The sequence below is a fragment of the Microcoleus sp. bin48.metabat.b7b8b9.023 genome (assembly GCF_013299185.1).
Classification (GTDB): Bacteria; Cyanobacteriota; Cyanobacteriia; order Cyanobacteriales; family Microcoleaceae; genus Microcoleus.
The window spans coordinates 56315-69288 of record NZ_JAAFKG010000017.1 but is presented as its reverse complement, the minus strand read 5'-3'; the positions used below and the strand labels follow the sequence as shown (position 1 = coordinate 69288).

16 protein-coding genes and 1 tRNA gene are annotated in these 12974 nt (G+C 47.1%); 12 read left to right on the top strand and 5 right to left on the bottom strand.

What is annotated here, in order from left to right:
* Positions 1-195: 195 nt before the first annotated feature.
* Both QZW82_RS12420 and QZW82_RS12415 read right to left on the bottom strand, forming a co-directional pair.
* The gene (locus tag QZW82_RS12420; RefSeq protein WP_293148499.1) at positions 196-495 is read right to left on the bottom strand and encodes a hypothetical protein; all 300 of its coding nucleotides are present in this window, start codon (positions 493-495) and stop codon (positions 196-198) included.
* A 46-nt stretch (positions 496-541) separates the two neighbouring features.
* Complete coding sequence (locus tag QZW82_RS12415) at positions 542-1156, bottom strand: DNA-3-methyladenine glycosylase (RefSeq protein WP_293148496.1); 615 nt, start codon at positions 1154-1156, stop codon at positions 542-544.
* A 20-nt stretch (positions 1157-1176) separates the two neighbouring features.
* Between QZW82_RS12415 and QZW82_RS12410 the strand changes: the two genes are divergently transcribed.
* Positions 1177-1299: a hypothetical protein gene (locus tag QZW82_RS12410; protein WP_096830678.1), complete on the top strand. Its 123-nt coding sequence runs from the start codon at positions 1177-1179 to the stop codon at positions 1297-1299.
* A gap of 237 nt (positions 1300-1536) precedes the next feature.
* On the opposite strand, the gene QZW82_RS12405 is transcribed toward QZW82_RS12410, so the two are convergent.
* A complete protein-coding gene (locus QZW82_RS12405) occupies positions 1537-2055 on the bottom strand; it encodes a pentapeptide repeat-containing protein (RefSeq protein ID WP_293148492.1) in 519 nt (172 codons plus the stop codon).
* Positions 2056-2548: 493 nt separating this feature from the next.
* Between QZW82_RS12405 and QZW82_RS12400 the strand changes: the two genes are divergently transcribed.
* Together QZW82_RS12400 and QZW82_RS12395 are read left to right on the top strand one after the other, a co-directional pair.
* A complete protein-coding gene (locus QZW82_RS12400) occupies positions 2549-3055 on the top strand; it encodes a hypothetical protein (RefSeq protein ID WP_293148490.1) in 507 nt (168 codons plus the stop codon).
* A gap of 108 nt (positions 3056-3163) precedes the next feature.
* Positions 3164-3538 (top strand): translation initiation factor, encoded by a 375-nt coding sequence (locus QZW82_RS12395; protein ID WP_293148488.1) that lies wholly within the window; start codon positions 3164-3166, stop codon positions 3536-3538.
* Positions 3539-3725: 187 nt separating this feature from the next.
* Here the strand turns inward: QZW82_RS12395 and QZW82_RS12390 are convergent.
* Together QZW82_RS12390 and QZW82_RS12385 are read right to left on the bottom strand one after the other, a co-directional pair.
* Positions 3726-3810: transfer RNA gene (locus QZW82_RS12390), tRNA-Ser, on the bottom strand.
* A 34-nt stretch (positions 3811-3844) separates the two neighbouring features.
* On the bottom strand, positions 3845-4759 hold the full coding sequence (locus QZW82_RS12385) for a TIGR04168 family protein (RefSeq protein ID WP_293148563.1): 915 nt from the start codon (positions 4757-4759) through the stop codon (positions 3845-3847).
* Between the two features lie 213 nt (positions 4760-4972).
* Between QZW82_RS12385 and nadA the strand changes: the two genes are divergently transcribed.
* The 9 genes from nadA to QZW82_RS12340 all read left to right on the top strand — a co-directional run bounded on the left by nadA (position 4973) and on the right by QZW82_RS12340 (position 12593).
* Positions 4973-5941: a quinolinate synthase NadA gene (gene nadA / locus QZW82_RS12380; protein WP_293148561.1), complete on the top strand. Its 969-nt coding sequence runs from the start codon at positions 4973-4975 to the stop codon at positions 5939-5941.
* 638 nt (positions 5942-6579) lie between these two features.
* Positions 6580-7206 (top strand): TIGR04282 family arsenosugar biosynthesis glycosyltransferase, encoded by a 627-nt coding sequence (locus tag QZW82_RS12375; RefSeq protein WP_293148486.1) that lies wholly within the window; start codon positions 6580-6582, stop codon positions 7204-7206.
* A gap of 534 nt (positions 7207-7740) precedes the next feature.
* The gene (locus QZW82_RS12370; RefSeq protein ID WP_293148484.1) at positions 7741-8457 is read left to right on the top strand and encodes a TIGR04283 family arsenosugar biosynthesis glycosyltransferase; all 717 of its coding nucleotides are present in this window, start codon (positions 7741-7743) and stop codon (positions 8455-8457) included.
* Between the two features lie 114 nt (positions 8458-8571).
* Positions 8572-9081: a photosystem I reaction center protein subunit XI gene (locus tag QZW82_RS12365; RefSeq protein WP_293148482.1), complete on the top strand. Its 510-nt coding sequence runs from the start codon at positions 8572-8574 to the stop codon at positions 9079-9081.
* Positions 9082-9138: 57 nt separating this feature from the next.
* A complete protein-coding gene (locus QZW82_RS12360) occupies positions 9139-9255 on the top strand; it encodes a photosystem I reaction center subunit VIII (RefSeq protein WP_293148481.1) in 117 nt (38 codons plus the stop codon).
* A gap of 108 nt (positions 9256-9363) precedes the next feature.
* Positions 9364-9684, top strand: coding sequence for a hypothetical protein (locus QZW82_RS12355; RefSeq protein ID WP_293148478.1), 321 nt, complete (start codon positions 9364-9366; stop codon positions 9682-9684).
* A 192-nt stretch (positions 9685-9876) separates the two neighbouring features.
* Positions 9877-10431: a hypothetical protein gene (locus tag QZW82_RS12350; protein WP_293148477.1), complete on the top strand. Its 555-nt coding sequence runs from the start codon at positions 9877-9879 to the stop codon at positions 10429-10431.
* Positions 10432-10567: 136 nt separating this feature from the next.
* The gene (locus tag QZW82_RS12345; RefSeq protein WP_293148476.1) at positions 10568-11455 is read left to right on the top strand and encodes a hypothetical protein; all 888 of its coding nucleotides are present in this window, start codon (positions 10568-10570) and stop codon (positions 11453-11455) included.
* 565 nt (positions 11456-12020) lie between these two features.
* Positions 12021-12593, top strand: coding sequence for a DUF2996 domain-containing protein (locus QZW82_RS12340; protein WP_293148474.1), 573 nt, complete (start codon positions 12021-12023; stop codon positions 12591-12593).
* The last annotated feature ends 381 nt before the right edge of the window (positions 12594-12974 follow it).

Here is a 12974-nt window from a genome sequence, read left to right as displayed (position 1 = left end):
GAACGGAGATTTAAACTCCGTTCTTATCACAATCTGCCGACCTGAGTAAGGGCTTCAAACCCCGGCTATTCGGTCAGAAACCAACTGTTCGCTCGATGTTAAATATCTGGACTGACGCACCCTACGCCTGTTGGTAAAGTCCGGGCAATTAGCAATGCCCCATGCCCTCTTTGCCCAATTCCCCATTCCCAAATCCTACATTTCTTGCATCAAGCGCAAATAATTTTGTCTCATCTGCGTCATATTTTCCATCATTCTATTAGCCATATCTTTCTCAACCTCGCTCATTTGCTGCCAAAATACAGCCGATCGCCTAGCCAGAATTGCATCTTCCCACAACATCTCCAAAAGTTGCGCCGCCATCGGATTTTCAGCATCGATAATCCCGCACAATTGCTCAAAAGCTCGGTTAGCTTCGGCGTGACTCCCAACATCCTGAGCGAGTGTCAGGCATTTTTTGAGTTGTACGATCGGGTTTTCAGAAGAATAAGCCATAATTTGATTGAGATAAGTGACAAAATTTACAGTGACATCTTTGACATTACTTGAATGTAGATACAGCCGCACAGTTCCCAATATACCAACGCCAAGGTAAATCCATCCCTTGCGAAATCCCGATCCGCGTAGTTTGCACAATATTAACCGTACCTGACTCGATCGCCTCCTGAAATTGGACACTCCGGTGTTCCAACCGCAGCGCTTGGTCGGAATCCAAGGGTAAACCGCTAAAAGTTCGATCGATCTCCAGCACCTTACACAGCTTCCCAGGCCCGGCCGCGAGGCGCAACTGCTTTTTTTCGGGAATAGCAGCAAACTTGACAGGAGGCGCATCTAGCTGCAAAGCTCGAATCAGCACAGCGCTACCCACTCCCTCCGCATCCGTCACCACGTTAAAACAGTGATACATCCCGTAGATAAAGTAAACGTAGCCGATACCCGCACGCCCGAACATCGCCTGATTGCGAAGAGTCTGCTGTCGGTAAGCGTGACAAGCGGGATCTCCGGGGGCGTAAGCTTCGGTTTCCACAATCATTCCCCGAATAATCTCCCCATCAGGAAACTGTCGCACCAGAGTACAGCCCAGCAAATCAGGCGCTACGCTGGTAGATGGCCGCGCCAGCCAAAAAGATTCTACAATCTGAGTATTTGCACTCATCAAACAGGAGACAGTAAATTATGGACGTTAAGTTAGTTTTAGCAGTCTTGACAGCAGTTTTCACCGTGTGCTGTTTGTTCTTCGGCACAAAAAACGGATTCTACGATAGTGACAAGTATCACGGTAACGGTTCTGCTCACTAATTTTAGCTGGCAATTACTGGCCTAAAAAAACCGTCGCCTGTGATTCAGACGACGGTTTTTTGTTTTTTTGAGCGCATTGTCAAGCAATTATATGTCTTGGGTGTATGCCACGCGGTGGATGAATATGTAATTATTGAACCGCGAAGGCGCAAAGTACGCGAAGGAAGATAAGAGCAGAAGCAGGAAAGGATTTCGCAGCAGATATTATCTCATTGACGATCGCTATATTTGCTGGAATTAAGGGTGAATGTTGCCATCGGGCATTTTAGTTCCCTGCATTGTAGCATTCTCGAAATCCGCGCATCCCGGAAGATTGAAACGCATTGTGGCTCCTCGGTCTGTTGATTTCATGTTAAAACCAACTACTGCATTTTCTGGGTTATTCTTTTCGGGTACGGCACTGACTTTAAAATCCATATTTGCTGCTTGACCGTTAGTATCAAGATTGAAACTTATGCCGCTACATCCCAAATCAGAACCAGTCAGGTTGGCTTTATTCAAGTTGGCATTTTTGAGGTTGGCATTCGCCAGTTTTGCTCCCGACAAATTAGCACCTTCTAGGTTGGCTCCCTGCAAGTTAAATCCTTGTAAGTCCATTCCCTTCAAGTTGACATTGCTGAGATTGCATTCGGGACACTGTTTGGTCTCCAGCAATTGCTTGACTTGGTTTTGCTTGTTTAAATCAGGTATGTATTTGACCGCAGCCAATAAAACGGCGATCGACAATCCAGCAGTAACTATATTTTGGATTTTCATAAAAATTCTTAAAAGCCACTGTGGCTTTCTATCTCGGTTAATTATTAATACAGCAGCGCGATCGACTTCTCCTGAATTTCCACAACAAAATTGTCTGTATTTCAGATAAGCCGGTTCGCACAATTAAATCCCGCCTTCTCTCCCTCGGCTGTGCCGCTTTTGGTTTCGGACTCGCCCGTCGGTCTGCTTCACTTCGCTTTGGGCAGCCCACCAACAAACTTTTTTTACCTCAGGCAACGTATGCGCATATACCTGCGGGCTGAAAAAAAAGAAACCTTATTTATATCCCTAGCATGAGCCAATCTTAGAAAAATTTGCGGATGATCAAAGAGAAATGCAATGCCGTACCTGCGCTGTTGTAAGTTCTGGGCAACTACTTTTGTCACAATTGCTTTGAGTAATTAATGTACTTACAAAACGGTTAGCAGCAGCTCAGGTTCCTCAACCTCGCCAGAACACACCCTACCTGTAATCCCGACAATTCGGAGCGGCAATGAACACAATCAAACCCGAAACCAGAAGATCGCGCTTCATGGCTCTGCTGCTGACAACGCTGCTGACCTTTCCGTTTTTGAGTGCTTGCGGTTCTAGCAAGGAAAGTTCGGCTCCCCCGCCGACCGTTGACGACACTCGCGCTGGATCAGTGCAAACTAATCGCGCCACTCCTACGCCCGAAGCAAAAAAAGGATTGAGCAATACTCAAAAAGTAGCGATTACTTTAGCAGGAGCGGCCGCCCTTTACTACATCTACAATCAGCACAAAAATAAACAAGAACAGGGGGCGCAGGGAAAACATTACCTTTCCAAAAACGGTCGGGTTTACTACCGCGATGCCCAAAATCGCGCTCACTGGGTAACGCCACCGCCTGAAGGAATTAAGGTTAATGTTCCTGAGTCCGAAGCAGCGCGTTACCGGGAATTCCAGGGATACAACAACCAAACTACCGGTCGAGACTTGAAAGGCTTGCCGGAAGCTACAAGTCCTGTTCCGGCACAGTAGCCTCACCATTGGAGATTTTAGATTGCAGGTTCCATGATTTTCCCTTAACTCTGGTATTCCCAATCTAAAACAACAGTTTTTCAACACATAAAACAGAGGAACTTTATCATGGTAGACGGATTTTTTCGGAAGTTAAAAGATGCGATCGTCGGGCCAGACAGCGAGCAAGTCGATCCTGACACCAATTATGAAGATCCCTCAAATCCCGGAGATTTCGCTAACGCCCGCCCGGCCAGCGAAGACCCCTACGGCGACCCCGCCGACTACGGAGACTTTGCTAACGCCCGCCCGGCCAGCGAAGACCCCTACGGCGACCCCGCCGACTCCTATGCGGATGCCGGACAGTTCGGCAACCTGACCCCCGCCAGCGAAGACCCCTACGGCGACCCCGCCGACTCCTATGCGGATGCCGGACAGTTCGGCAACCTGACCCCCGCCAGCGAAGACCCCTACGGCGACCCGGCGGATGAGGAAACCGCTTAAATGGAGTAAGTTGGCTAGAAAAATTACCTGGTAAGCAAAAGCGCCCCTGAGGGGGTGTTTTTTTTGCTAGTTCTCAAAAACGGAGAGGGTGGGACTAGAAAACCATTAGCGCGAAAATTGAGCGAAAAAATTCTTGTCTAACTATAGAATTAACCCAGAAGCCTTGATAGAAAAGAGATAAAAACAACGGAGAGGGTGGGATTTGAACCCACGGAACCTTGCGGTTCACCTGATTTCAAGTCAGGCGCATTCGACCACTCTGCCACCTCTCCAGGCGCATAGATTTTATCATACCAGCAATTGCCGCTAACTACAAGCAGTTGCAGATTCAGTCTGCCGATAAAGAATTTGTTCTCTTTGCACCGCGAAATCTTCCCCTACCCAGACTAGAGACATTTCCGACACTGTTCCTTTTTCCAGCAGGACGATCGAGAAATTCCGCAATTTCGAGCACTCTTTCTCCACAATTCGCGGTACGCTGGCCGCATTCAAATACACCGTACCCTTCGCACTCACCACTGACTTCCGCAACTCGTGCTTAGTGTGTCGCAGTTGATGGTGCATATGACCAAAAGTTACCAGAGGTATCCGCTTACCAGAATTGCGAGTTCGATCGATCGCCTCCCCAAAATCTGGGTCGCCCCAATCCCCTCCCAGCGGCTTCCAATCACGGCCGCAGGGGTCTTCAGCAGCCTCTCCCAGCCCCGTCGGGCCCGTGTGACCAAGAAAAATCACATTTTCGCAGTCCGCATCTGCCGCCGCCCCTGCAATTAGCCTCGCCGACTCCTCAAAACTTTCTACACCAAACCACTCCGAATAAAAATCGTTGTACTTCCACTCCGACCCCCCCCAAGTAAACGGGCGACTTCCCACCACGGTTATGTCCAATTCGGGAAAATCCCGTTTCCCATAACCGACGTGGGCTTCTCCCATTAAATCTAACTGCTGTTTTACCCGATTCTCAACGGTGCGATCGTAAGGGCACTGACTGCGGCCCCACTCCGTCGCCGTGTACCAAGCGTCATGGTTTCCAAACACTACTGCTTTCGGAATGTCCAAAGATGCGATCGCCCGCACCACATCCACCGACTCGTTCCCAAAATCTCCCACAAACAGCACCAAATCAACGCCAAGATGCTTCAGGGCCTCGCCGTCTTCTGGTTCCCACCGATCGTGAACGTCCCCCACCACTGCAATTTTGATAGATTTAGTCTGATTCATTTGATTTGTCATGCGCGATCGATCCCTAGCCCCTTCTTCTTCAGCATAAGAAACAGCGACCAATTTTTGCACTCTCCCCCAGCCAATTTTAGATTTTAGATTTTAGATTTTAGATTATTTCAACCCAACACCCGCTTACCACCGTTTTTGGTGAATTCAACTATAATTCAAAATATTAAGTCCAGCCGCCACCTTCCCCGGAATATTTTAACTGTGTTTACCACCGCACCTGCTCAAAACTTGACCCAAACCAGACTGCCCGACGACTTGTTCGCAGCAATTAACGCCCTCAAACAAGAGTTAAACGCCGTCATTCTCGCCCACTACTACCAAGACTCCGACATTCAAGACATCGCAGACTTCATTGGCGACTCCCTCGAACTTGCTCGCAAAGCAGCCAACACCAACGCCGATGTCATAGTTTTTGCCGGAGTTCATTTCATGGCGGAAACCGCAAAAATCCTCAATCCCGACAAATTAGTATTGCTACCCGACTTAAATGCAGGGTGTTCCCTCGCCGACAGTTGCCCGCCCGAAGCCTTTGCAGCCTTCAAAGCCGATCGCCCAGACCATTTAGTTATTTCCTACATTAACTGCACCGCCCAAATCAAGGCAATGAGCGACATAATCTGCACCAGCTCCAACGCCGTCAAAATTGTCAACCAAATTCCCAAAAATCAGCCGATAATTTTTGGGCCCGATCGCAATCTCGGCCGCTACGTCATCGAACAAAGCGGCAGACACATGGAACTCTGGCAAGGAGCCTGCATCGTCCACGAAAACTTCTCAGAAAAAAAGATAGTTCAACTCAAAATCGAAAATCCCGAAGCCGAAATCATCGCCCATCCAGAATGCGAACCTCCGGTACTTCGCCACGCCAATTATATCGGCTCAACCACCGCTTTGCTCAAATATTCTCAATCGAGCGATCGCCAAGCTTTTATTGTCGCCACCGAACCGGGAATCATTCACCAAATGCAAAAGCAAACACCGCACAAACGCTTTATTCCCGCTCCTCCTAACAATAATACCTGTGCTTGCAACGAATGCCCCCACATGAGATTAAATACTTTGGAAAAATTGTATCTAGCTATGAAAAATCAAACCCCCGAAATCACCATGTCTCAAGACCTGCAACGAGCCGCCTTGCAACCTATCCAGCGAATGCTAGAAATGAGCTAAGAATCAATAAATAATTGTCAATCAGGTTAGTAGTGAGGAATGCGAGTCCGCATCAGGTTAGTAGTGAGGAATGCGAGTCCGCATCAGGTTAGTAGTGAGGAATGCGAGTCCGCATCAATTACTAGAATTATTCGTTTTTACTACCAACTTTTTTAATCGCAATCGGAGGCACTTGACAAAAGACCCTCTGACTTACAGACTCCATTATACCTCTTGCAAAAATCGGAAAACACCCTGAAATTATCTGCGTTTATCTGCCTTTATATGTGTTTGTATGTCTGAGATATGCCGTTTCTGTATCAATCAAAGACTGATACAAGAGGTCTCTTTTCCACCAGCAGATCTCCCACCCATAAAATATTAGCATTGATGTGCATTCATTGGCTGTTTCCTATTGTATTAAACACTGAGGCAATTGGGGAAATCTAATTTTTGTAAAAAGCATTTCTTTGTTTAAATGCGAGCTTAAGAGTTAGCGTATTGTACAACTCGCGATATCTTAAGCTCGCACTATAAATGCAAAACAGAGATGCTCCAGAGGTCATTCAAGTAAGAATGCGCTAGCAGACTTGGAGTTGGCGGACTAACTCCAAATCCTTAACTCATAAATCATTCCCAAATCTAACATCTAACATTGTATGATTTCCGAAAAACTGATTGTTTTTACCCGCTATCCTGAACCGGGCAAAGCCAAAACTCGACTAATTCCTGTGCTAGGAAAAACAGGTGCTGCCAACCTGCACCGCTTGATGGCACAAAAGGCGATCGCCCGCGCCCGCGCCCTCTCCCTCCAAAACTCCGGGCGATTATCAGTTGAAATTCACTACACAGGCGGCAACCAGCAACAGATGCAAGAATGGTTGGGAACAGATATTATTTATCAAAATCAAATAGAAGGCGATTTGGGTGCAAAAATGACAGCAGCGTTTCAACAATCTTTTAATTCCGGGATTGACAAAGCTGCAATTATAGGAACAGATTGTCCCGCCCTGAAAGTAGAAATCATGGCACAAGCTTTTGACAAACTGAGCCAGCACGATTTAGTTTTGGGCCCAGCAACAGACGGAGGTTATTATCTGATCGGGCTGCGCCGATCGATACCGGAATTGTTCAACGGAATTAAGTGGGGAACCAGTGAGGTATTTGCTTCTACGCGGGCGATCGCCCAAAACCTCGACCTCAATATTGCTTATCTTCCCACTCTTGCCGATATCGATTTACCGGAGGATTTACTTCGTTTAGATCTTAGTATTTTAAATAAATAAACTATATTCATGCGATCCGATCGATCAGAAATTCTGATCTTTTATTTATAAATAATACTTGATTGTGAAACCACAAGGTCATAATATAGTAATTGTATTTGTCTAACCAAATGCAGCGGTTAGACAGCGCTTGCGACAATAGTCGCAAGCGCGAGAAAAAGCCAAAAATTAGCAAATAAAAGCAAATAAATTAGTAAATAATCAAACTAGGGACAGTTTTTGATTGTCAATCTTAGAATCAGGGTTTCAGGGCGATCGAGAACGAGGGCAACGCTTGCCAGACACAGGAATTACCTGCGGGAAATCAAGGGTTATCAGACGCGGAACTCAAAAGGCAAGTTCGCGATCGCACTTTGCGACAAGAGTGAAACCCGGTTTCTTCGTATATTTATCGTGACCAGAGAGTAAAATTCGTAGAAACCCGGTTTCTATCCGCCCCATGTGTCAGCCATCAAACTGTCGCTACCTGTTGAAATAACAGATAAGCTTTGTACAAAACCCGCCCTCTCTCTCTCCAGCGGTGATCGATTCTCTATGCCGCCCGAAAATCTCAATCTCAAAATTTCCATTATCATTCCTGTCTTAAACGAAGCAGCTACAATTGCCTCAGTCATCTCCACCGCCCAAAATGCCAAAAATGTCGAAATTATCGTCGCCGACGGCGGCAGCAACGACGGTACCGCAGAAATAGCAACATCTTTGGGCGTCCGAGTTGTCTCCAGTAGCCAAGGCCGCGCCACTCAAATGAATGCAGGTGTGGCCTTGGCTACTGGAGATATTCTGCTGTTTCTCCACGCAGACACTCTTTTGCCTCCCGGCTACGACTCTGGCGCACGCCTTGCACTAGCCAAACCCCAAACAGTCGCCGGGGCCTTTCAACTCAAGATTGATGCCGGTACGCTCTCTCTGCGGCTGGTAGAAATAGGGGTAAACTGCCGATCGCACTTTCTGCAAATGCCCTACGGCGATCAAGCCATTTTTCTTTATTCATCTACCTTTGACAAAATCGGCGGTTTTCCTGACTTGCCCCTTATGGAAGACTTTGAATTCGTGCGGAGGTTGAAAACACAAGGCCGCATCCAAATCGTACCCCAACAAGTCCTGACATCCGCCCGCCGCTGGCAGCAGCTTGGGGTACTCAAAACCACCGCCATCAATCAAATAGTAATTATTGCTTATTTTTTCGGAGTGTCGCCCGATCGACTCGCTTTCTGGTATAGGAGACAAAAGAAAAATTCTTCCCAAAACTAAAGAATAGTGAACTTTTCTAAAGCTAGCAGCCAATTATGCAAATAGGAAACACGTCCCTGCGTAAAATATGACTTGAACGCCTCAATTTTTACGCACAGCGAGGAAAAAGAGAATATGGCCGATCCCAGAGATGCAGAGCTTATTAAACCCTTTAACGGCGACCCCTTCACGGGTCATCTCGCAACTCCCATCAGTGCTTCTGATTTCACACAAGCATTCATTGGGAATTTGCCCGCCTACCGCAAAGGACTCTCACCCCTAGTTCGAGGTTTAGAAATCGGTTTGGCACACGGTTATTTCCTTGTCGGCCCCCAAATCGTCTTAGGCCCACTGCGGGATTATCCAGAAGCAGCTAATCTCGGCGGATTAATTACAGCCCTCGTCTTAGTTCTGCTCGGCACAACAGGTATGTCTGCCTACGGTTTAGTCTCTTTCAAAAATGACAATAGCAGCTACCCAAGCGCCAATCCCATGACTCCCGAAGCCCTGAAAACCGGCGAAGGCTGGAGCCAGCTCACTGCTGGTTTCTTCATTGGCGGGATGAGCGGCGTCTTTGCTGCCTACTTCTTACTCGAAAACTTTAACGGCATTGATGCCATTTTCCGGGGTTTAGTCAACAATTAGACTCCACTCCCAAATATCCCTGTTGGAACGCACTAACTTTAGTTTGGAGAATTTGATATGACAGGTTCCTACGCTGCTTCTTTCTTGCCTTGGATTTTGATTCCGGTAGTTTGCTGGCTGATGCCGGTTGTGGTAATGGGTTTGTTGTTTATTCACATTGAAAGCGACGCCTGAGCTTTACCCACAAAGCAAGAGCTAAGTTGGAATGCCGAAATAACATGATTGACGGACAATTTCTCTGAAACCTCTAGATAAATCTAGGGAAAATCAGCGAAAATTGTTTTGAGATTGCTGGCAATCAAAAAACTTAGTTTCTTTTACCCCATCCCCAGAATTGATCTGTGGAGCAATCTTTCTTTCTTCTTCCTTCAAAACTCGCAATTGCAAAAAATCCTCTGCCTGCGGGCAGAGGATTTTTTGGCAAAGAACACAAATCACTCGCTGGGGGAAGACAAATTGGTAAATCGTGAGCCACACTTGTTATCAGAAAATTGGGTTAAAAACCCCGTCCTTTCAGGACGGCTTTTTACCATTGTTAAGTACAATGACAAATCCATCTCCACAAATGAATATGGTAGAATAACCACATCAGACAAGATGTAAAAACCTACCCCCTCCCGGTGGGAAAGTCTACGCCCAAAACATTTTTTAGGAGATATGACTGCGCACTCTTTTGTGCAAACGTGGTCAGCCTGGGAACCCTAGCAATAGGGATATTTTGACCCAAAAGTCTTAAGAATCCTCGTACCTTTAGGTCGGGGAGTGTCAAGGAAACCTACTAATGAGGAGAGAGCAATGCAATTTCCCCCCGCACGCCGAATCTTAGCTCCATTCCTGATCTCGGTACTGCTGCTCGTGACTTCCTGCAGTCAGACTCAGCCCCCATCCCGCTGGGACAAAGCCCAGGAGGAAAGCACCCAAAAACCTGCTAAAACCAAGCAGAAAAATGCTGACAAATCAACTGCTCAAAGTCAAAACCTCCCCAAAAAGGCAGTTGCAGGTGGCAAATTAAATAAATACTTCCCTTCTGCTGGCGGCGGATTCGATCGCGTTTTCGCTCAAGAAAAATCCGGTTTTGCTGAAGCTAAACTAAACAAAGGCGGCAAAAATGTCGCGGTGCTTTCGATTAATGACATCGCCGGCAACCCCACCGCTGGGGAAAAATTTAAGGAAAGTACCAAGCAAATTAGCGGCTATCCCGCCGTCAGTCAGGGTTCTAACATCACTGCTGTTTTAGTGGCAAACCGCTATCAGGTGAAAGTTCAATCCCGCGATCCCTCTTTTACCGCTAGCGAACGCGAAGCTTGGCTGTCAAAATTTAACCTGGGCGGCCTTGCTAGTGTGAAATAGCAGTGTCTGAGATCGAACTTCTCCCCCGACTCTAGCTCTGGTGCTATCAAAACTAAGTCTGCCAGAATCAGACTGTGAAGTTCTTGCCATCTACCAAAAGTAATACCTTTGATTTCTGTTCAACAAGGAGTTTTTTGTGAGCAAAACAGTCTTTGAATTAGTCGATCAATTGCCTAAAGACAACATGACTGTCAAAGCCCTACGAGCGCTTGACTTTGTGGTTCCAGGTGAGTGGAACAATTTAGTTGGCTTTGAAAATACGATTCGTACAGTTACTGGGGAAACTGACGAAGATATGATCCAGCAAATTGGCGATCGTGCTATCACCCTCTACAACGATAAATCGGAAGGCTACCAGCGCGCTCTGTGGCTTTACCAAACGATCGACAGTGCCTCTAGCGCCCTCGGTACAGCAGCCCTCGCCAACAAAGTCGCCCAAAATGTGCCGTTTTTGTCCGTGCTGGGAAATCTCACCCCCAAGCCTGAAAAAGCTCAGACGATCGACCTTTCTCTAAAGTTAGTCACTGAATTGCTCGCTTTTTGCCAAATTAACGGCATTCCTGGCGACAGCATCGGCGATTTTGCCGGGGCTTTGGGCGACTACGGCGGTGAATCCCTGATGCGGATGGCTGCTTTGGTTTGTTTTGACGGCTTGATTCCCCTGGGCCCAGACTTTATCCTGATGACTCAGGATTGGATTGCCAAGCTGTCCCCCAGCGATATGCAAGACAATCCGGCGTTTAAGTCGATCGGCTCTATGATTCCTGGTGGTAATCCCGCAGGCCAACTCGGCTTTATCGGCGAAAGCTTTAGCTCGGTTTCCGGCTGGATGGGCTCTTTTGTGAGCGATCGAGGTTTGACTCCCCAAAACGTCCTCGGCCACTTGCAGAATTTTGTCGAAATTTCTGCCGACAAAGTGGACTACGTGGGCGCTTTCCTCGACATGACTACCAATTACTACGAACACACCGGCGTTCAAACTCTCGCCCACCGTTTGATTGAACGAGCTGTCGCTGAGATTTAAAATAAGCATAGTCCTCAGTCATTAGTCAGCAGTCATCGGTCATTAGTTAGTGGTTATTAGTTATTGGTTATTAGAAACAACAACTAAAACTAACAACCAACAAATAACAAATAACTACTGACTGCTGACTGCTGACTCCTTGCCGAAAAATGAGGCGCAAGCCCCGTCCTTTTAAGGCTGGGGTCTAGCCTATTAGCGACTTCAGTTGCCTTGGAGCGAGTGCGCGGCGACCGCCACAGTGGTAAAATCCAGAGGTGAGTAAGAATAACCATCTACGTATTGAATCAACCTAGTGCGGAGAAATCCCGGCAACCGAGATATCTGGCGCCAGACCCAGAATACTTAAAGGGCAAATAAAGGCAGGTTGAGGAGCGTACCTATCTGGCAAGAGTGATGGACTCGGAAAACAAACAAATAAAAAGTAAGCCCGATAGCCACAAGCTTGAGGGTCTAGAGGGATATTTGAATGTCCCACTGTCGCCCTTTTGGGTGGGCAGGAATCCCCCTGGCTTTAGCCCTGGGGAGGTTCAATCCTCTACTCATCACTTTTTAAAAGGAAGCACCAATGGCAGAAGAACCGAAAAATCCAGCAGCAGGCGAAGCCGAAACAGAGACCCTTTCTGCTGAAAACGCTCCGAGTTCCGACACTCCCGAAACCAGTGACATCCCCAGCGCTGATAAGCCTGCGCCCGCTGCTAAAAAAGCGGCCGCCAAGCCAGACGGTGACAAGCCTCCAGCTAAAGCTAAAAAGGAAAAAGCACCCGCTGTTGAAGACAAGCCCTTTGCGGAATTTATTCAACAAGATTATTTGCCCGCCTTGCAAACTGCTTTAACTAAACAGGGCGTTAAGGATTTAGATGTGAGTTTGACCAAGCAAAAACTCCCCGTTGCTGGCATGAGTTCCGCCGGAGATTGCTGGCAGGTAATTGGTAAATTTCAAGAAGGTCAGCGCCAATTTAACTTGTATTTTCCTCAAGAAGATATTCAAAGTCAAAGAGCATTTTCCTGCGCTGAAAATAACACCAAAACCAGCACTTTAGAGCCTTTTTTGATAGACGAGCGCAAGATTACCCTAGACCTCATGGTCTTTGGTGTCGTACAGCGGCTTAATGCTCAAAAATGGCTGAATCTTAATTAGTTATCGGTCATTGGTCATTGGTCATTGGTCATTGGTCATTAGTTATTAGCTGTAGGGTGTGACGAAGAGCAGACTAGAGGTGGAGCAAATCAACAATTTGGTAGCGACGCACCAAGCGCCCAAATATTGCGATCGCTCGGACTTGATATCATTCCCAACTGAAGGTCACCAATCGCCAATCGTCTCCGGTGCGTCGCCAGTGAGATTTTCGCTCTTTGTTGAGGGATTTTCGCTCGCGACACACCCTACTATAGCCTTTCTCAAAAAGATGAGGTATGTTGTTGGGCTTCAGCCCTCTTTGAATTTGTTGTATAGCAAGATATGCACCTAACAACTCCATTTACAGTCATACCTCATCTATCTGAGAAAGGCTATACTAAT